Source organism: Mesorhizobium sp. P2_E7 (genome assembly GCF_056403855.1).
Map to the genome: position 1 here is coordinate 2,626,928 of NZ_JBFUER010000001.1, position 18,167 is coordinate 2,645,094.

Consider the following 18,167-nt stretch of genomic DNA (forward strand, 5'->3'; position numbering starts at 1 on the left):
CCGACATGACCAAGCTTGGCCAAATCATCCGGCGGTTCCAAGGCGATGAAAGGGGCGCCGCCTTGGTGGAAGTCGCGATCACCGCACCACTCGTATTGCTTTTGTCGGCCGGTGTGTTTGAGTTTTCCAACGCTCTGAACACGCGCCTGCTCCTTGAGGCGGGCGTCGAAGACGCAGCGCGCTACATGGCGCGGTGTAGCAGCGATTGGGATACTTGCCAGGGTTTGGCAAAGAACCTTGCGGTCAAAGGTGCCGTCACAGGCGGTAGCGCAAGGGTTTCGGGATGGACCACGGGGCAAATCACGATCAGCAAGACTTCCACCGCAGCCGTCGATGGCAGTGGCAACCTACTTTATCTGAGCAACACCAGTACCGTTGGTGTCGTGCAGGTCAGCACCGCGTTGCCCTATAACGGCATTGGGTTCTGGGGTTACCTGGGCTTTGGAACCATCAACATCACCGCATCGCATCAGGAGCGAGTCTTCGGATGGTGATGGAAAACCGAAAGTTTTGCGCCTCGCAGGCAGGCACCGCAATGGTCGAAATGGCCATCGCTCTACCGTTGCTCTTGACGCTTCTGCTTGGTTTCGTCGATTTCGGCTACGCCTTTTACCAATGGAACGCCGGGAACAAGGCTGTCCAAGCCGGCGCTAGGCTGGCGCAGATTTCGACCCCCGTAGCACTCGGCCTTCCATCCGAGACGCTAACGCAGAGCGATCTGACCAAGGTCGGAACCGCGGTGCCGGCCGGCACGTATGATTATGTCTGTACGGCAAGCACAGCCGGCGTCGCCTGCTGCAGTGTCGGAGGAGGCGCGTGCCAACCCTCGAAAGCGAGCCAGGCCTCGTTCGACGCGATCTTTGATGGCACTGCCAACCGTGCCGGGATGCAGGACTTCTTGCCGATGCTTACGAAATCGCAGGTGCGGATCGAATACGCCGCCTCCGGCCTCGGCTACTGGACGCGCCCCAGCGGCCCTGTACCAACCGTCACGGTCAGCATCGTCAATCATCCTATCCAGTTCTTCTTCCTGGGCGGACTGCTCGGATTCGGAAACCTCACCATGCCCTCCATGCTGAGCACGGTTACGGGCGAAGACTTGAAGAGCACCTGGCCATGAATGCCATCAACACCAAGGTTACGCCGACCAAGCGAAAGCAGGTGGCGCTGTTCTCGTCGGATGCGAATTTCAGGCGCGAAGTGACGACACGGCTCGATGCGCTGGCGATCTACGACGTCAGGGTATCCGATACCGGCGACTTCCTTAGGGGGCCGCCCGCGGATACGCGCCCCGGCATCGTCATTCTCGACCTCGGCAATGGCGAGTTGCTCGGCAGGCCCGACATCGTCGAAGCGCGCGCCCTTTGGGCAACCGTGCCGCTGATCGCGGTCTCCGACGAACTATCGTCGGAGCAGACGCGCGTTCTGGTGCGCATGAATGCTTCGGACTGGCTGCATAAGCCGCTCGACGGCAAGGAACTGCTGAACGCCGTGACCTTCCACGACACCGGCAACCAGGGAACGAAAAGCCGCATCATCACCTTCATCAGCGCCAGCGGCGGCGCCGGCGCGACGACGCTCGCTTTGTCGGCGGCCGAACACCTGGCATCGAAATCGAAAGAACGCGGGGCTTCCACCTGTCTGGTCGACCTCGATTTCCAGAGCGCCAATTGCGGTGCCTATCTCAACCAGTTCAACCAGTTCGACCTCGGCGGCATCATCGGCCAGCCGGAGAGGCTCGACGTCGAGCTGATGGATGTCATCAAGCTCTCGCGTCCGTCCGGGCTGACGCTCTATTCCTTCGAGAGGCCGCAATTGCCTTTCGAGCCGCAGGGCGCCGATTTCGTGTTTCGTCTGCTGGACCTCGTCGCCTACCGGTTCGACGACATCGTCATCGACCTGCCGAACATCGAGACGCGCTGGCATAATTCCGTTCTGTCGACGAGCGATGAGATCTTCATCGTCTTCGAACTCAACGTCGCCTCGCTGCGGCAAGGCAAGCGGCTCTACAAGAAGATCCGTGAGTTGCGTGGCAATGCAGTGAGCATCACGCTGGTCGCCAACAAGCACAAGCGCAAATGGTTCGGGAACCACTTTTCGCGCAGCGAGCTGGAAAAGATTTTCAAGGCGCCGCACATCAAATCGGTCGCGCTGGACAATGCGCTTCTGGCAGATGCGTTGAACCGTGCTATCCTGCCCGCCGAGGTGGATGGGCGTGCGCGCTTCAACAAGGACCTCAAGCGGATGTTCAAAGAGCGGCTTGATGACGCTGCCAAATAGGTATCGGCCAAGTAGGCATCGGATTGTCCCAGTCTTGGCCTGCGCGATGGGTATGGCGCTGGCGATGTCGGTCCAGGACCTCGCCAGCGCGCGATCGGCGCTTTCCGATCGGCCGCCGCTGCCGGCAATGGGGCCGAGCCTGCGCAAGACTGTCGCCTTCGAAACCACCGAACAACCCGGCACGATCGTTATCCGCAAGAACGAGAAAGCGCTTTATCTGGTGACCCGGCAAGGCCAGGCGCTTCGCTATCAGATCAGCGTCGGACGCGACGGATTTGGCTGGACCGGGGTCGTCAAGGTCGGGGCGAAGACCGAATGGCCGGAATGGCGCCCGCCGAGGGAAATGCGCGCCCGCCAGCCGGAACTGCCGGAAATGGTGCCTTCCGGTCCCTACAATCCACTCGGCGCCAGGGCGCTCTATCTGCTTCGGGACGGGCGTGACACGCTCTATCGCATACACGGCACCAACGATCCCAAAGGGGTCGGCTTCGACGGAACATCGGGGTGTTTTCGCCTGACCAACACCGATGTGATTGATCTCTTCAAGCGCGTCGCGATCGGCGCAAAGGTGGTGGTTCAATGACCATGATCAGCGAACCGGACATGCCGGCAATCGAGATTGGGACAGCAGCCCGCACTGGAGAGCAGGCTGCCGTTGGGAAACCGGGCGACAAAAGCATTATCGGCGCGGTCATCATCGGCACGTCCCTGATCACCTTGGTGAATGTGGTAGCCGCGGTTTATCTCTACCGCGGCATCAGCGATATGCGCTTTCTCGAAGCGCGCCTTGAACAACTCGGCACGTTCGAACAACGAATCGGGGGCCGGCTGGACACCGTCAACAACGGTTTTCAGAGCCGATTTGAAAAACTCGACACTCAACTGCAGAGCAGCTTTGGTGAAATCAACAGGAGCATCGCCCGACTGGAACAGAACCAGCCTGTTGCCGGTGACGAAGTCATGTCGAGCGCAGCGGAACCTTCGATGGTCGCGGCCAACGCCGCGGCGGAGGCACCCGCCGCTCTCGATGGTGAAGACGCGACTGAGCCCAGCATTGTCGATGCGCCGCCTGCTCCGAAAAAGAGGATCGTAGCTGTTGCACCTGCCCCAAGCCCCAACTATCAGCGCATACAACAGGCCGACGGCAAGGTTTACTACAAAAAGATCAACTAGGGCCGTTCCGGGAAAAGTGTGACGCGCTTTCCCGAGGCACCGCATCAAAACAAAGAGATAGAGCGGTTCGCTGGTTCCGTGAAGGCGAAACGCTCAAGCGCCGGAAAGAGTGGGGCTCCCCTAGTAATCTCGCTGCAAAGCAACAAGCCTCGCGGCTAGCGCTTCGGACCGCTGTCGGGTTTCGCTGAGGAAGGCAACATGACAGTAGGCGCATGCTGTCAGGCCCAGAAACAGCACAAGGCTGTTCTTCAAGGTGAAATCGACCATGAGTGAGAATGGAAGGCCGCCGGGTACCGTGAACGAGGCGATCGTGCTCGCTGTTTCGGAATGGCTGGTGGCGGCGATCATCAACCCGGCAAAAAGCAGGGCGACGTGATTGGCAAGGAAGAAGAAGGCGGCCGACTTTCTTGTGCGGCACGCCGTCCAGCAAACGATCGACGCGGCGGCCACGATGGAGGCATCAACGACCATCGACGCTCCCAGATAGAGATCGATCTGTTGCCAGAACATCGTCGACAGCGGCCTTAGTTCAAGCCAGATCCACCACATCGTGGGACTGGCCGGAAACGCTCCAAGCAACAAGGCAGCCATCCGTTCCCCTGCAAGAATCAGCAGGATCAGGGCCGGGAAGGCAAACAGCAGTATCGACTTGCGCCTCATGTCACCCTCGACAATCTGCCATTCAAGATAGATTGCAGAGATTACGCGAGGCTTAACGGAGCGTTGCTGGTCCTGCGGCAGGGTGGCCAGCTGCGAATTGCAGCCTGCAAGTCGGAAGAAACCGTTCCCCATCAGTTGTTTTGGCTGAGCACGAGCGTCACCACCTCGGGCTCAACTCGTTGCAGACATCGTTGCGGAATATTGGGCCACGTCGCCTTGGCGCATCCCTCGTTGTCGTCTGGCGCCAGGGCCAGCCATTGTTCTGACTTAAGCGCTTCCTCGGTGGTCGACAGGAATACCTGTGTAGCCAGCGCAGACGCAATGGATACCTGGACAAAGATAAGGGCGTAAGCAAATAATCTGATCATCCGCTCGCAACGCTCAATCCGCGAAGTGGTTCCAGCGTCACGGCGGAGTAACTTGATCACGATTCTTGCGATTCTGCGCCACAGCGGTGATCGGCCGCCATGCCACGGCTGTTCCAGAACTGCTCAGCCTGGAATAGAATGCCACCGATGGCCGCCGTTTGGCCATAGACGAGTGCCATCGACGAGCGACCAGCGGAAGGACACATGGCGACCACGCAACTGGAACGGCCGGACGGCTTCGGCGCGCGCATATCACGCGCGCTGAAAGCCATGCCGCGCGCCTGGAACCGGTTCTGGCGGCTGGTCGCGCTCTATATGCCCAAGCGGCTTTATGCCCGCTCGCTGATCATCGTCATCGCGCCGATGATCCTCCTGCAATCGGTTGTCGCCTTCGACTTCATGGAACGCCACTGGGCAACCGTGACGCAGCGCCTGTCGCAGGCGACCGTGCGCGACATCGCCGCCATCATCGACATGATCGAGACCTATCCGCACGATGGCGACTACGCCAACATCATCCGCATCGCGCAGGACCGCATGCAGTTGAAGGTCGACCTTCTGCCGCCCGACCCGCTGCCGGCGCCTGGACCCAAGCCCTTCTTCTCGATCCTGGACGACGTCCTTTCCACCGAGATCACGCGCCAGATCAACCGCCCGTTCTGGATCGACACCGTCGGCAATTCCAACATCGTCGAGGTGCGCATCCAGCTTGAGGGCAAGGTGCTGCGCGTCTTCGTGCGCCGCAGCCAGGCCTATGCCTCCAACACCCACATCTTCCTGATCTGGATGGTCGGCACCTCGCTGGTGCTTTTGACCATCGCCATTCCCTTCCTGCGCAACCAGATCCGGCCGATCCTGATGCTGGCCGAGGCCGCCGAAAGTTTCGGCAAGGGCAGGCCTATGCCGCAGAATTTCCGCCCCCGCGGCGCCGAGGAGGTTCGCCGCGCCGGCTTTGCCTTCATCCAGATGCGCGAGCGCATCGAACGCCAGCTGGAACAGCGCACCGCCATGCTGACCGGCGTCAGCCACGATCTCAGGACCATCCTCACCCGCTTCAAGTTGCAGCTGGCGCTGGCCGGCGGCAAGCCAGAGACCAAGGCGGCCCTCAACCAGGACATCGACGACATGCAGTCGATGCTGGAAGGTTATATCGCCTTTGCCCGCGGCGAAGCCTCGGAAGATGCCGGCCATTTCGATCTCGAGGCCTATTTCCAGAAGCTCGGCGAGGAGGCGTCGCTGCACAAGCGCAAACTGTCGACCGTGCTTGCCGGCGATCCGGACGTGCATGTGCGCCCGCACGCTTTCGCCCGTCTGTTGTCCAATGTCGCCGGCAATGCCTTGCGCTATGCCAAGACGGTGGAGATCAGCGCCAATCACGGCCGCGGCTCGCTGGTCGTCACCATCGATGATGACGGTCCGGGCATTCCGCTGGAAAAGCGCGAGGACGTGTTCAAACCGTTCGTGCGGCTCGACGAGGCGCGCAACCTCGACTCCAGCGGCACCGGCCTTGGCCTCTCCATCGCCCGCGACATTGCCCGCAGCCATGGCGGCGACATCATGCTGGACGACAGCCCGCTCGGCGGCCTGCGGGCCGTGATCAAGGTGCCTGCCTGATCAACGCATGATCCACCAGGCGGCTCGGCCAAGAACCACCTTCATCCGCCCGTCATGAAACCATGGTCAAGAGCGCGCATGAAGCGCCCGACCTCAGTTGATTCGGCTCAGCCGCCTCACTTCGACCTCGTGCCTGCCCGGGTGCGCTGGAGCGAAGCGAGGGCAGCCGCGTGGGTGCCGTTCCGCCATCGCATCAAGGCAACCGACCATCCGAGCAAAGGACCGCCATGCGCATCCTGATGGTCACAGACGCCTGGCGCCCACAAGTCAACGGCGTCGTCCACACGCTGGAGCGGCTCACCGAAACGCTGAAATCCTTCGACGTCGCGGTCGACTTTCTGACCCCGAACATTTTTCGCACCTTGCCCTTGCCGACCTATCCCGACATCAGGCTGGCCCTGACCACGCCCGGCCATGTCGCGCGGCTGATCGATCAGCGCAAGGCCGATCATATCCATATCGTCACCGAGGGACCGCTCGGCATCATGGCGCGGCGCTATTGCCGCAACGCCGGCCGTCCCTTCACCACCAGCTATCACACCCGCTTCCCCGAATATCTCAGCGCCCGCCTGCCGGTGCCGGAAAGCTGGGCCTATCGCTGGCTGCGCGATTTCCACAATTCGGGACAAGGCACGCTGGTCGCCACCCAGTCGCTGGCCGACGATCTCGCCGCGCGCGGTTTCAACAAGCTCAGGCCCTGGACGCGCGGCGTCGACACCGATCATTTCCGTCCGGACAAGAAGAAGGACCTCGGCTTTCCCGGCCCGGTGTTCCTGTGCGTCGGCCGTGTCGCGATTGAAAAGAACCTGGGCGCCTTCCTCGATCTCGACCTGCCCGGCAGCAAGGTGATCGTCGGCGAGGGGCCGGAACTGGCCAAGCTCAAGGCGAAATATCCGCAGGCACACTTCCTCGGCCACCGTCCGAACGACGAACTGGCCGAAATCTACGCCTCGGCTGACGTCTTCGTTTTCCCCAGCCGCACCGACACGTTCGGCAACGTCATCATCGAGGCGCTGGCCAGCGGCACGCCGGTCGCCGCCTACCCGGTCACCGGCCCGATCGACATTGTCGGCGACGGCATTGGCGGCGCGGTGTCGACCGATCTGCGCGAGGCAGCCCTCACGGCCCTGAACGTCGACCGCACCGAAGCGCGCGAACGCGCCATGCGCTACAGCTGGAAAGCCTGCGCCGAAATGTTCATGGACACGGTGGAAGAGGCGCTTGGCACCAAGCGCAAGCTGGCAGCCTGACGATCGTTAGAACAGCCTGCCGCCGTCCGGCACCTTGCGCTCGATGGCGCCCAGCACCACGGCGCCTTCCTCATCGGGGAAGCCCAGCGTCAGCACTTCCGACATGAACGGGCCGATCTGGCGCTGCGGGAAATTCACGACGGCAAACACCTGCCGTCCCACAAGCGTTTCCGGCGCATAATATTTGGTGATCTGCGCCGAGGATTTCTTCACGCCGATATCGGGACCGAAATCGATCTTCAGCTTGAATGCGGGCTTGCGCGCCTCAGGGAAAGGTTCGGCTTCGACAATGGTGCCGGCACGGATGTCGACACGATCAAAATCGGCAAAGCTGATCTCAGGCTTGCGCGCGCTGCTCGAACTCATCTTTTTCCTATGGGACGATCAGGCGTTGCCATAGGTCTCGAACAGGACGCCGGCTAGCGCATCCTTGGCCGAGGTTCCCGACCAGACGACGAACTGAAAGGCCTGGAAATAGCATTCGCAGGCTTCCAGAGCCGAGGACAAAAGCACCTCGACCTGCTGGCTCGACGGCTCGACGCCGCCGGCGAGGAGCAGCGACTGGCGAAACATGATCGCGCCCTCCTGCTCCCAGAGATCGAAATGGCCAAACAGCATCTGCTCGTTGATCAGCGACAGAAGCCGCATCACTTCCAGCGCACGCGCTTCCGGCACCTTGATGTCGAAAGCGCAGGCAAGATGCAGCGCCTCGAAATCCTCCATCCATGAGAAGGAGACGTGATAGTCGGTCCAGCTGCCGGCAACCGAGATCGAGATTTCGTCATCGCCGGCCCGTTCGAAGGCCCAGTCATTGTTGTGAGCCACCTGCTCGATGACATCCACCGGATGGATTTCGCGGGAGAATTCGAGTTCGAGAAGTTCCATGGAATGCTTCCTGTGTTCAGGGGAGCGCCACACGCTCCGCGGGGCACACACGACGAACAATCTTGTCTAGAACTCGGACGGCCAGGACTTCATGACACAAAGACCCAGACCGGACCCCACCGCCCGGCCGCATGACCCTGCTCCGAATCATGCAACAAATTCAGTCTATTGATCGGGAGTCGCGTGAACAGCCTAATTTTTCGCACTGCGTCATCAGCATGTGGAAAGGCGCTGTCACAAAGATTCATGCATTGCCGGTAAACGATTCACGGCAAAGCACTTTTTCGGATTGTGCTTTGTGGAAAAGTTTAAAGATTATTTTTTTGCTTTGGGCTTTGCCGCAGCCGCCGGTGCGGCCTGTCCGGTCAATTCGGCAAGCCTGGCCTCGAGCGCGTCGATGCGGGCAGCCAGCCTGGTGTTTTCTTCCCGGGCCTTTGCGGCCATCTCGCGGGCGGCCTCGAACTCCTCGCGCTGCACCACGTCCATGGTATTCAGGATGCGCTCGGCCTGCCCCTTGAAGGCAGTCTCTACTTCGCGGCGCACCCCTTGCGCGGCACCCGCGGCGTCGGTCATCAGCTTGGCGAATTCATCGAGAATGCGGTTCGGTCCGGTCGACATGGCAAATCCTCGCTTGCTCGAATTGACGTAGTGGCACTGCCTGCGGAATGCAAGAACGTTGCGATGGCTGCGGCATCGCGGCCTATACGTGATGGCGCGACGTCGCCTATTGTAGTGCTTTCAAGTCGGCTTGCGTCAAGCCGCCCTCACTCAGGATCACCCCATGGCAACGCCCCCGCGCCGACCGACAAATCCGATGGAAGCCGCTGAAGCGGCCTTCAAGCCGATCAAAAAAGCCGCCCCTCCCATTCGCGAAGCGTCGGCCGCACCAAACGTCAGGGAGCTTGTTTCGATCAGGATCGACCGGGCCGTGTTGGATCATTTCCAGGAGGATGGTCCCGGCTGGCAGGACAGGATCAACGACGCGCTCAGGCAATTGGTCGCCGACAAGCCGCAGCGCTGAGCCACCACCTGCGACGATCAGGCAGCCGTCACCTTGCCTTGACCCTGCCAAAACCCTGCCGCATGGTCCGCGCCCAAACGCGAGCCCTCCCGGGAGACCCTGTTGAACGACTATTTGCTGCTGCCGATGGCCTCGCTGCCCTTCCCCAACGTCGACCCGATCCTGGTCCAGGTCGGCCCGCTGGCGGTGCATTGGTACGGCATCGGCTACATCGTTGGCATCCTGTTCGCCTGGTGGTACGCCAAGCGGCTGGTCACCAACACCAGGCTGTGGCCCGACGGCGTCTTGCCGATGAAGCCGATCGATCTCGATGATTTCATCGTCTGGGCCGCTGTTGGCGTCGTGCTTGGCGGACGTACCGGCTACGTGCTGTTCTACGACCTCAAGCGCTACATCGACCATCCGTTCGACATTCTCGCCATCTGGCAGGGCGGCATGTCGTTCCATGGCGGTTTGCTCGGCGTCATCCTCGCCATGACGCTGTTTTCCATCAAGCGGGGCATCCGCACCTGGACGCTGTTCGACGTTGTAGCGGCCGGCGTGCCGGTCGGCCTCGGCCTTGTCCGTATCGCCAACTTCGTCAATGCGGAGCTCTGGGGTCGCGTCACCGATATGTCGTGGGGCGTCGTCTTCTGTAACGAGCGCCTCCAGCAGACAGTGGCGGGTTGTGTCGCGGGCCTCGAACCGCGCCATCCGAGCCAGCTCTACGAGGCCTTGCTCGAGGGCCTGGTGCTGTTCCTGGTCCTGCGCTTCCTCACCCATTCGCGACTGAAGCTGAAGACGCCGCGCTTCGTCGGCGGCGCCTTCATCTGCGGCTACGGCCTGTCGCGCATCTTCGTCGAGTTCTTCCGCGAGCCCGACCAGCAGCTCGGCTACCTCCTCGGCGGCTGGCTCACCATGGGCATGGTGCTGTCGCTGCCGATGGTGCTCGCCGGCATCTGGGCGATGGCCACCGCCAGGCCGGTGCCGCAGCCACAGCCGGCATGACACGGCTGAAAACCCGCATCGTCGACCTGATCGGTGCGCTAGGCCCCCTTCCCGTCAACGAGTACATGGCGCTCTGCCTGTTCGATCCCAGCGATGGCTACTACACGACGCGCGAGCCGTTCGGCGCCGAGGGCGACTTCGTCACCGCGCCGGAGATCAGCCAGATGTTCGGCGAACTCGTCGCCGTCTGGCTGTATCAGGCCTGGTCGGCGATCGGCCGGCCGCTGCCGGTCACCATCGCCGAAATCGGCCCCGGCCGCGGCACGCTGATGAAGGACATACTGCGTACCCTGGCGCGGCTCGACCCTGCGCTCGCCGAAGGCGCATCGTTCGCTCTGATCGAGACCAGCCCGCGCCTGACCGAAATCCAGAAACAGACGCTTGCCGGAAGTTCGGTTGAGGTCGGCTGGCACGAAACCATCACCACCCTGCCGCAAGCGCCGCTGCTGATCGTCGGCAACGAATTGTTCGACGCCGTGCCGATCCGCCAGTTCATCCGCGCCGGCGCCGGTTGGCGAGAACGCATGATCGGTCTCGATGACAGTGACGAACTGAGTTTCTTCGTCGGCGCCGGTTCGGTCGAGGCGACGCTGCTGCCGGACAATGCCACTGAAGCGCCGCAAGGCGCTGTTGCCGAGGTGGCGCCGGCGCGAGCCGCGCTGATGGCGGCTATTGCCGAGCGTATAGCCGGCCATGGCGGCGCCGGGCTATTCCCTGACTACGGCCATCTCCAGCCTGGTTTCGGCGACACATTGCAGGCTGTGCGCAAGCACGCCCCTGAAGATGTGCTGGCCAATCCCGGGCAAGCCGATCTCACCGCCCATGTCGACTTCGCAGCACTGGCCGCTGTCGTGCGCGCGCATGGCCTTGAAGCGGAATTGACGACGCAGGGCGACTTCCTGCTTTCCATGGGTTTGCTCGAACGGGCCGGCCTGCTGGGCAGCCAGGCAGGTGAAGGGGCACGGCAAACCATTGCCGACGCCGTCGAGCGCCTCGCTGGCCCCGACGCCATGGGCACGCTGTTCAAGGTCTTGAAAATCCTGCCGCACCAGCCGGGCTGACCGTCAGAGATCGTTTACAAGCCGCCCCGCCACACCGCCAAGGTAAGTCGCCCAGACATGATCGCACATCAGCCGGCGATAGTGCCGCGCGCTGATCAGGTCGCGATACGAAGCGCCGCCGACATGAAAGAAGCTGTCATCCAGCATGCGATGATCGGCCTCGATGCCGCCGAGCTTCAGCCTGATCGTGGTCTTCCCGGCATTGACGATGTTGTCGTCGTCCAGCCTGTCGCGCAGCATCGGCCAGTTGCCGCCGCCAGTATCGAGCCCGGTGTCGAAGCGCGGCGTGAAATCGAGCTCAAGGTCCTCGACGACGGAAAAGCGAAAGAAGCAAAGCCCCGCCCAGAAATACCATCCCTCATGGCCCCGCTTGGCGGGGTATTTGGTGCCGTAGGCGTCCTTGCCCTCCATGCGCCTGGCTATATCGAGGGCAACCACGGGAAAACAGTCGTGGTCGAGAAAGCCGAGTAGCTCGGGCCGCAGCGGGCGCACGATGTTATGGAAGACCCAGTTCATCGAGATGCCGTGCGACCGGTTCGGATTCCATTCCGGGTTTCGCGGTAGGCCGAAATAGGCAATGCCGCGCTGCCGGCAGATGGCCTCGATCGCCTGCCGCGCCGCGGGCCTGGACGAATTGTCGATGACCACCAGCGTCATCCCGGTGGAATAGGTCAGCCAGGCCTTGGTCAGAGCATCGATGACCCAGGGCGTGTTGTAGGCAATGGAGAAGCAAAAATGCCGGGCGCCGGTCCGCCGCAGGCCTTCGGCAAATTCCGCGCCCGACGCCGCATTGCGTGAGCGGAAATAGCCTTTCACCAGCGTGTTGCGAAAATCCTTCGCCTTGCGCACCTGCCGGTTCCGGTGGATCCGTCGGATCAGGCTTTTGACTGGATTCCAGCCCATGCACTTTCGCCCGCCCCGGAAATTGTCTGGCCATTGCCTATAGTCGAATGCCTGCTTTTCGCCAACATAGGCCCAATCCGGCACCGCTGCCGCCAATGCTTGGCCGAACTTCGCCTTGACGAAAGCGCTGGCGCGGACAACAAACCCATCCATGCTGAATCAGACCAAACCGGATCCTGTTCGCTCGCCGCTGCTGGAAGCGGCGAAGCCGCAAGGCATCCGCCATGGCTATTTCACCCGCGTCGGCGGCGTCTCCAGTGGCATTTACCAAGGCCTCAACATCGGTACCGGCTCGGATGACGACCAGGCGCTGGTCGCCGAGAACCGCCGCCGCGTCGCCGCCTGGATGGGCGTGCCGGCCAGCCATCTCTTGACCGCGCATCAAATCCACTCGCCCGACGTCGTCATCGTGAACCAGCCCTTCCCCGGCCCGCGGCCCAAGGCAGACGCCATCGTCACCGACCGCCCGGGCATCGCCATCGGTGCCTCGACGGCAGATTGCGGCCCCGTGCTGTTCGCAGACGCCGAAGCCCGCATCATCGGTGCAGCGCATGCCGGCTGGAAGGGCGCTTTTACGGGCGTGCTTGAAAACACCATTGCGGCGATGGAAAGCCTCGGCGCCCGCCGCGATCGCATCGTTGCGGTTCTCGGTCCTTCGATCGGACCCGACAATTACGAAGTCGGGCCGGAATTCGTCGCCCGCTTTGTCGAAGCCGATGCCGAAAACATCAGCTATTTCATGGCGTCGGCCAATGCCGGGCATGCCATGTTCGACCTCAACCTCTATACGGTCGACCGGCTCAAAAAGGCGGGCGTGACCGCCGAGGGGCTTGGCCGCTGTACCTATGCCGAAGAGGATCTCTTCTTTTCCTACCGGCGCACGACGCATCGCAAGGAACCGGACTACGGTCGGCAGGTTTCGGCAATTGTTTTGGAGAATGACTGATGGCGCTGCATTTCGAACGATCGGAATTTGACGCCCGGCGTGACCGGCTGATGATCGAAATGACCGAGAAGAAGCTCGATGCGGTGCTGCTTTTCGCCCAGGAGAGCATGTACTGGCTGACCGGCTACGACACGTTCGGCTTCTGCTTCTTTCAGTGCCTGGTGGTGAAGGCCGATGGTTCGATGGTGCTGCTCACCCGCTCGGCCGACCTGCGTCAGGCACGCCACACCTCGATCATCGACAAGATCGTCCTGTGGACCGACCGCGACGGCGCCAATCCGGCGATCGACCTGCGCAACCTGCTCAACGACCTCAATCTGCTCGGCGCCCGCATCGGCGTCGAATACGACACCCATGGCCTGACCGCCTTCAATGGCCGCCGCGTCGACGAGCAGTTGCAGACCTTCGGCCAGATCGCCGACGCTTCCGGCATTGTCGGCCGTCTGCGCCTGTTCAAGAGCCCGGCCGAAATCGCCAAGGCCGAAAAAGCCGCCAAGCTGTCCGACGACGCGCTCGACGCGGCCCTGCCGCTGATCAAGCAAGGCGGCGACGAGGCGCTGATCCTTGCCGCCATGCAGGGGGCTGTCTTTGCCGGCGGCGGCGATTATCCAGCCAATGAATTCATCATCGGCTCGGGTGTCGACGCACTGCTCTGCCGCTACAAGGCCGGGCGGCGAAAACTGACCAAGAACGACCAGCTGACGCTCGAATGGGCGGGTGTGTTCCACCACTATCACGCGCCGATGATGCGCACCGTGCTGACCGGCAAGGTGTCGAAGCGCCACCAGGAGCTGTTCGACGCAGCCCGCGCCGCTCTGCTGGCTGTCGAGAAGGCGATGACGCCGGGCAACACCTTCGGCGACGTCTTCGACGCCCATGCCCGCACGCTGGAAGCACACAATCTGACCAAGCACCGGCTCAACGCCTGCGGCTACTCGGTAGGCGCCCGCTTCACCCCGTCCTGGATGGACATGCCGATGTTCTACCAGGGCAATCCCGAGCCGATCGCGCCCAACATGACGCTGTTCGCCCACATGATCATCATGGACTCCGAAACCGAGACGGCAATGACGCTTGGCCGCACTTACCTGACCACCGAATCCCAACCGAAGCCGCTTTCACGCCATGATCTCGACTTGATCGTACAGTGAATCCATAATGGCTGGTTCACGCGGGGGCGTTCACTACTAAGGAGTTTTCGGGCAGATGAGACGATCGCATGTGACGACCGTGTCATTGCTCGCAGCGCTTGTGCTCACCGCCTGCACCAACGCCAAGGACGTTCTCGAACCCTCCGCCATTACGCCGCCGGCAGCCTCGGCCCAGCCCGCTCAGCCCCTATCGGCAGACCCGGGCGGCGCCCCTGCCACACCGGCGCCATCGTCGCCGGCTGCACCCGCACCACCCGCCAGTCCAGCGCAAAGCGCCGCCGCCCTGTCGAAGACGCGGCTGCAGATCGCGCCGATCGTCGGCGCCTCGGTGGAAGCGGCGACACCGCTGACGGCCGAATTGCAGACGCGCGCCAGGCAGCGCGGCATCACCCTTGCCGGCAGCGCCGATCAGGCCGCCACACATGTGCTGAAGGGCTATTTCTCGACCATGACGGAGGGTAAGGACACCACCGTCATCTATGTCTGGGATATCTATGATCCCGCCGGCAACCGGCTGCATCGCATCAACGGCCAGCAGAAGGCGCCCTCGGTCGGCGCCACCGAAGGCTGGCCCGCGGTCGCGCCGGCTACAATGCAGGCGATCGCCGACCAGACGATCGACCAGTTCGCGGCCTGGCTCGGCGGCAGCGCCGGCTGATCTGCCTGTTGCAGGCTTTCGTCACTGTTGACGTTTTTGAGATTAGCCGGCGGATTCCCGTCAACGGGCTTGCAATACCGGCACGGCTCGCTAAAAGCCCGGGTTAAGAGGACCCCTCCCATCCTTCGCCAGGAACGGTGCATGAAGCTTTTCGCGGGCAATTCCAACCGGGTGCTGGCCGAAGCGGTCGCCCGCTATCTCAACATCCCGCTGGGCAAAGCCAGCGTCAGGCGCTTCGCCGATCAGGAAATCTTCGTCGAAATCCAGGAAAACGTGCGCGGCGAGGATGTCTTCATCCTGCAGTCGACCTCGTTCCCGACCAACGATCATCTGATGGAACTGCTCATCATGATCGACGCCTTCATGCGCTCGTCGGCCAAGCGCATCACCGCGGTCATCCCTTATTTCGGCTATGCCAGGCAGGATCGCCGCGCATCGGGCCGTACGCCCATTTCGGCCAAGCTGGTCGCCAACATGATCACCCGTGCCGGCGTCGACCGCGTTTTGACGCTCGATCTGCATGCCGGACAGATCCAGGGCTTTTTCGACATTCCGACCGACAATCTGTTCTCGGTGCCGGTGATGGCTCGCGACGTGAAGGCGAAATACAAGCAGCTCGGTAACGTGGTTGTCGTATCACCCGACATCGGCGGCGTGGTCCGCGCCCGTGCGCTCGCCAAGCGCTTCGACGCGCAACTGGCCATCGTCGACAAGCGCCGCGAACGCCCCGGCGAATCCGAAGTGATGAACATCATCGGCGCGGTTGCCGGCAAGGATTGCTTGCTGATCGACGACATCGTCGATTCCGGCGGCACGCTGTGCAACGCCGCCGACGCGCTGCTTGCCAACGGCGCCACCAGCGTCACCGCCTACATCACCCATGGCGTGCTGTCGGGCGGCGCGGTTGCCCGCATCAGCGGCTCGAAGCTGCAGGAACTGGTGATCACCGATTCGATCCAGCCGACGCAGGGCGTGCTCGATGCGCCGAACATCCGCGTCATCTCCATCGCCGACCTGATGGGCGAGGCGATCTCACGCACGGCGACCGAAGAGTCGGTGTCGAGCCTGTTCGACTAGAGCAATTCCAGGAAGAGTGTGAAGCGGTTCTCCCGAGAAAAGCGCGTAGCGTTTTCCCTTGGGCATTGCGTCAAACAAAGATAGAGCGGACGCTAACATTAGCGGCGCGTAATCTGCATTGTTGCCCGAAGCAGACGTTTCTTCTGACGCGCCTACCATGGCATACTGCCTCTCCAAACAATGGAGGAGTAACAGATGCCAATGCGGCGAAGGACTTTGCTCGGGCTTGCGGTTTTTATCGCGGCCGCCTTTTCGGCGCCGGTGGCCTCGGCCGCCAATTTTCCGGACCGGACCATCACAATGGTCGTCCCCTTTTCCGCCGGCGGCTCGACGGATCTGGTCGCCCGTCTCGTCGCCAACAAGATGTCCGAGAAGCTGGGCCAGCAGATTGTCGTCGAAAATGTCGGCGGCGCCGGCGGCAGCATTGGTGCTGCACAGGTCGCCCGGGCCGAACCGGACGGCTACACAATCCTCATGGGCACGGTTGCGACACATGCGCTCAACCCTCTGATCCTGAAGACAAAGCCCTATGATGCGGAGAAGGATTTTGCGCCGATATCGCTGCTTGTCCTGGTGCCGAACGTCCTGGTCGTGAACCCTGAATTCCCCGCCAAGGACGTCAAGGAACTGATCGAGATGCTGAAGAAGGATCCGGACAAATACGCCTACGCCTCGTCGGGCAATGGCACTCCGCTGCATCTCTCCGGCGAACTTTTCAAGACGATGGCCGGCGTCAGCATGCAGCACATTCCCTACAAGGGCGCCGGACCGGCCTTGAACGACGTCATCGGCAACCAGGTGCCGATGATGTTCGATAACCTTCCGTCTTCGTCGGGCCATATCAAGAGCGGGACGCTGAGAGCGCTCGGCGTTACCACCAAGGAGCGCGTTCCCTCCTTCCCCGACGTGCCGGCCATTGCCGAAACCATCCCCGGCTATGAAACCTACAGCTGGAACGCTTTGTTCGCACCCGCGGGCACGCCGCCGGAGGTGATCGCCGTTCTACAGAAGGCGGCAGTTGAATCCCTGAAGGATCCGGACGTGATTGCCCGCATGGCGCAGTTCAGCGCCTCGATCGTGGCCTCCACCCCGGAAGAGCTTGGCGCGCATGTGAAGGCCGAGCTCGCCAAATGGGAGCCGATCGTCAAGGCCAGCGGCGTCCAGATGGACTAGCGGCGTCGACGTACCGCTCCGACGCTATCTAGGGTGTCGGAGCCTCGAGCCGAGGCGGAGCCCGCCGCATGGCTTCGCCGCTGTCGCGCGCGCCGCGCATATAACCGCGCGGCGAAGCGCCCAGCATGCGCTTGAACATGGTGATGAAGGCCGGCACGCTGTCATAGCCGAGATCGAGCGCCACCCTGGTGATCGGCTCGCCGTCGGCGAGCCTAGGGAGTGCTGCAAACAGGCAGGCTTGCTGGCGCCATGTCGACAGTGACAGCCCGGTCTGGCGGTGGAAGGCGCGGGTGAACGAACGGCGGCTCATGCCTGCGGCATCGGCCCATTCGTCGATCGTGGCATGCGGCGACGGTGCCGCGACGAAGCGCCGGCAGAGCGCTGCCAGCTTCGGATCGGTCGGGAACGGCAGCCCGAGCGGCCGTTCCGGCAAGATCGGGATTTCGTGCAACAGCAGGTTCATGATCAGCCCGCCGCGCCCTTCCAGTTCACCGCCTTGCGGCAGCTTTTCCGATTCCACGATCAGGCTGTGCATCAGTTCGGTGACGCCGACGACGCGCAAGCCTTCCGGCAGGCCGGGGATCGCGCCCGGCATGACATAGACCGAGCGCATCGAGACATCGCCCAGCATTTCGACCGAATGCTCGGTGCCGGCCGGTATCCACATAGCGTGGTCGGGCGGCACCATCCAGCGCCCGTACCTGGTGGTCACCAGCACGACGCCGACCAGCGCATGCAAGAGCTGGCTGCGGCTGTGGCGGTGTTGCGGCACATGGTAACCGTCGGGATATTCGGTCGGCAAAGCCACCGCCGGCCCGGAAACCTCCTCCAGCCACTGCCAGCGGCTTTCGTGCAATTGGCCGAGATCGGCATTGCCGGCGCGAAAGATGTCCCTGCCATGTGGCATCGGCTATGGCCCACTTGCGAAACTATTGGACCAAACCACGAAAGAAGTCGCCT

The 18,167-nt window shown here is 62.3% G+C and carries 22 protein-coding genes; 15 read left to right on the forward strand and 7 right to left on the reverse strand.

Translation table 11 applies throughout. The features are described 5' to 3' along the window. Window positions 1-5: 5 nt before the first annotated feature. From AC1DYC_RS12955 to AC1DYC_RS12975, 5 genes are read left to right on the forward strand one after another with little or no spacing between them, the layout of a single operon-like run. On the forward strand, window positions 6-494 hold the full coding sequence (locus AC1DYC_RS12955) for a TadE/TadG family type IV pilus assembly protein (protein ID WP_477406815.1): 489 nt from the start codon (window positions 6-8) through the stop codon (window positions 492-494). Next, on the forward strand, window positions 488-1,120 hold the full coding sequence (locus AC1DYC_RS12960; RefSeq protein WP_477406817.1) for a TadE/TadG family type IV pilus assembly protein: 633 nt from the start codon (window positions 488-490) through the stop codon (window positions 1,118-1,120). The genes AC1DYC_RS12955 and AC1DYC_RS12960 overlap by 7 nt, the downstream gene beginning before the upstream one ends. Then, entirely contained in the window at window positions 1,117-2,280 is a 1,164-nt protein-coding gene (locus AC1DYC_RS12965) for a CpaE/TadZ family protein (protein ID WP_477406819.1), read from the forward strand. Before AC1DYC_RS12960 ends, AC1DYC_RS12965 begins: the two co-directional genes overlap by 4 nt. Then, complete coding sequence (locus AC1DYC_RS12970; RefSeq protein WP_477406821.1) at window positions 2,264-2,863, forward strand: L,D-transpeptidase; 600 nt, start codon at window positions 2,264-2,266, stop codon at window positions 2,861-2,863. Before AC1DYC_RS12965 ends, AC1DYC_RS12970 begins: the two co-directional genes overlap by 17 nt. Next, the gene (locus tag AC1DYC_RS12975) at window positions 2,860-3,453 is read left to right on the forward strand and encodes a hypothetical protein (protein WP_477406823.1); all 594 of its coding nucleotides are present in this window, start codon (window positions 2,860-2,862) and stop codon (window positions 3,451-3,453) included. Before AC1DYC_RS12970 ends, AC1DYC_RS12975 begins: the two co-directional genes overlap by 4 nt. Window positions 3,454-3,573: 120 nt before the next feature. Here AC1DYC_RS12975 and AC1DYC_RS12980 read toward each other — a convergent pair whose 3' ends face one another. Beyond that, the gene (locus tag AC1DYC_RS12980) at window positions 3,574-4,245 is read right to left on the reverse strand and encodes a hypothetical protein (protein WP_477406825.1); all 672 of its coding nucleotides are present in this window, start codon (window positions 4,243-4,245) and stop codon (window positions 3,574-3,576) included. Beyond that, the gene (locus AC1DYC_RS12985) at window positions 4,245-4,541 is read right to left on the reverse strand and encodes a hypothetical protein (RefSeq protein ID WP_477406827.1); all 297 of its coding nucleotides are present in this window, start codon (window positions 4,539-4,541) and stop codon (window positions 4,245-4,247) included. Before AC1DYC_RS12985 ends, AC1DYC_RS12980 begins: the two co-directional genes overlap by 1 nt. A 144-nt stretch (window positions 4,542-4,685) precedes the next feature. On the opposite strand from AC1DYC_RS12985, the gene AC1DYC_RS12990 reads away from it, so the two are divergent. Both AC1DYC_RS12990 and AC1DYC_RS12995 read left to right on the forward strand, forming a co-directional pair. Next, window positions 4,686-6,095, forward strand: coding sequence for an ATP-binding protein (locus AC1DYC_RS12990; protein WP_477406829.1), 1,410 nt, complete (start codon window positions 4,686-4,688; stop codon window positions 6,093-6,095). Window positions 6,096-6,322: 227 nt separating this feature from the next. Next, window positions 6,323-7,345 (forward strand): glycosyltransferase family 4 protein, encoded by a 1,023-nt coding sequence (locus AC1DYC_RS12995; protein ID WP_477406831.1) that lies wholly within the window; start codon window positions 6,323-6,325, stop codon window positions 7,343-7,345. 6 nt (window positions 7,346-7,351) lie between these two features. Here AC1DYC_RS12995 and AC1DYC_RS13000 read toward each other — a convergent pair whose 3' ends face one another. From AC1DYC_RS13000 to AC1DYC_RS13010, 3 genes are all read right to left on the reverse strand, one after another. After that, window positions 7,352-7,711, reverse strand: coding sequence for a tRNA-binding protein (locus tag AC1DYC_RS13000; protein ID WP_477406833.1), 360 nt, complete (start codon window positions 7,709-7,711; stop codon window positions 7,352-7,354). A gap of 18 nt (window positions 7,712-7,729) precedes the next feature. Further along, complete coding sequence (locus tag AC1DYC_RS13005; protein ID WP_112396392.1) at window positions 7,730-8,230, reverse strand: type III secretion system chaperone family protein; 501 nt, start codon at window positions 8,228-8,230, stop codon at window positions 7,730-7,732. Window positions 8,231-8,545: 315 nt separating this feature from the next. Then, window positions 8,546-8,848 carry an accessory factor UbiK family protein gene (locus AC1DYC_RS13010; RefSeq protein WP_352510484.1) on the reverse strand — a complete coding sequence of 101 codons (303 nt, stop codon included), beginning with the start codon at window positions 8,846-8,848 and terminating at the stop codon, window positions 8,546-8,548. A gap of 163 nt (window positions 8,849-9,011) precedes the next feature. On the opposite strand from AC1DYC_RS13010, the gene AC1DYC_RS13015 reads away from it, so the two are divergent. The 3 genes from AC1DYC_RS13015 (at window position 9,012) to AC1DYC_RS13025 (ending at window position 11,299) form a co-directional block, all read left to right on the forward strand. Continuing rightward, window positions 9,012-9,251, forward strand: coding sequence for a BrnA antitoxin family protein (locus tag AC1DYC_RS13015; RefSeq protein WP_477303114.1), 240 nt, complete (start codon window positions 9,012-9,014; stop codon window positions 9,249-9,251). Window positions 9,252-9,353: 102 nt separating this feature from the next. Then, window positions 9,354-10,238, forward strand: coding sequence for a prolipoprotein diacylglyceryl transferase (gene lgt, locus AC1DYC_RS13020; RefSeq protein ID WP_477406834.1), 885 nt, complete (start codon window positions 9,354-9,356; stop codon window positions 10,236-10,238). Then, window positions 10,235-11,299 carry a class I SAM-dependent methyltransferase gene (locus AC1DYC_RS13025; protein WP_477406836.1) on the forward strand — a complete coding sequence of 355 codons (1,065 nt, stop codon included), beginning with the start codon at window positions 10,235-10,237 and terminating at the stop codon, window positions 11,297-11,299. The genes lgt and AC1DYC_RS13025 overlap by 4 nt, the downstream gene beginning before the upstream one ends. Before the next feature lie 3 nt (window positions 11,300-11,302). Here AC1DYC_RS13025 and AC1DYC_RS13030 read toward each other — a convergent pair whose 3' ends face one another. Continuing rightward, window positions 11,303-12,355, reverse strand: a complete 1,053-nt coding sequence (locus AC1DYC_RS13030) for a hypothetical protein (RefSeq protein ID WP_477406838.1) — start codon at window positions 12,353-12,355, stop codon at window positions 11,303-11,305. On the opposite strand from AC1DYC_RS13030, the gene pgeF reads away from it, so the two are divergent. The 5 genes from pgeF (at window position 12,354) to AC1DYC_RS13055 (ending at window position 17,207) form a co-directional block, all read left to right on the forward strand. Continuing rightward, the gene (pgeF, locus tag AC1DYC_RS13035; protein ID WP_477406839.1) at window positions 12,354-13,148 is read left to right on the forward strand and encodes a peptidoglycan editing factor PgeF; all 795 of its coding nucleotides are present in this window, start codon (window positions 12,354-12,356) and stop codon (window positions 13,146-13,148) included. The genes AC1DYC_RS13030 and pgeF overlap by 2 nt on opposite strands. Next, window positions 13,148-14,299 (forward strand): M24 family metallopeptidase, encoded by a 1,152-nt coding sequence (locus AC1DYC_RS13040; protein ID WP_477406841.1) that lies wholly within the window; start codon window positions 13,148-13,150, stop codon window positions 14,297-14,299. The genes pgeF and AC1DYC_RS13040 overlap by 1 nt, the downstream gene beginning before the upstream one ends. A 55-nt stretch (window positions 14,300-14,354) precedes the next feature. Further along, window positions 14,355-14,957 (forward strand): hypothetical protein, encoded by a 603-nt coding sequence (locus AC1DYC_RS13045; protein ID WP_477303125.1) that lies wholly within the window; start codon window positions 14,355-14,357, stop codon window positions 14,955-14,957. A gap of 141 nt (window positions 14,958-15,098) precedes the next feature. After that, complete coding sequence (locus AC1DYC_RS13050; RefSeq protein WP_019860650.1) at window positions 15,099-16,034, forward strand: ribose-phosphate pyrophosphokinase; 936 nt, start codon at window positions 15,099-15,101, stop codon at window positions 16,032-16,034. A 195-nt stretch (window positions 16,035-16,229) separates the two neighbouring features. Further along, on the forward strand, window positions 16,230-17,207 hold the full coding sequence (locus tag AC1DYC_RS13055; protein ID WP_477406843.1) for a Bug family tripartite tricarboxylate transporter substrate binding protein: 978 nt from the start codon (window positions 16,230-16,232) through the stop codon (window positions 17,205-17,207). 28 nt (window positions 17,208-17,235) lie between these two features. On the opposite strand, the gene AC1DYC_RS13060 is transcribed toward AC1DYC_RS13055, so the two are convergent. After that, window positions 17,236-18,114: an AraC family transcriptional regulator gene (locus AC1DYC_RS13060; protein ID WP_477406845.1), complete on the reverse strand. Its 879-nt coding sequence runs from the start codon at window positions 18,112-18,114 to the stop codon at window positions 17,236-17,238. Window positions 18,115-18,167: the final 53 nt, after the last annotated feature.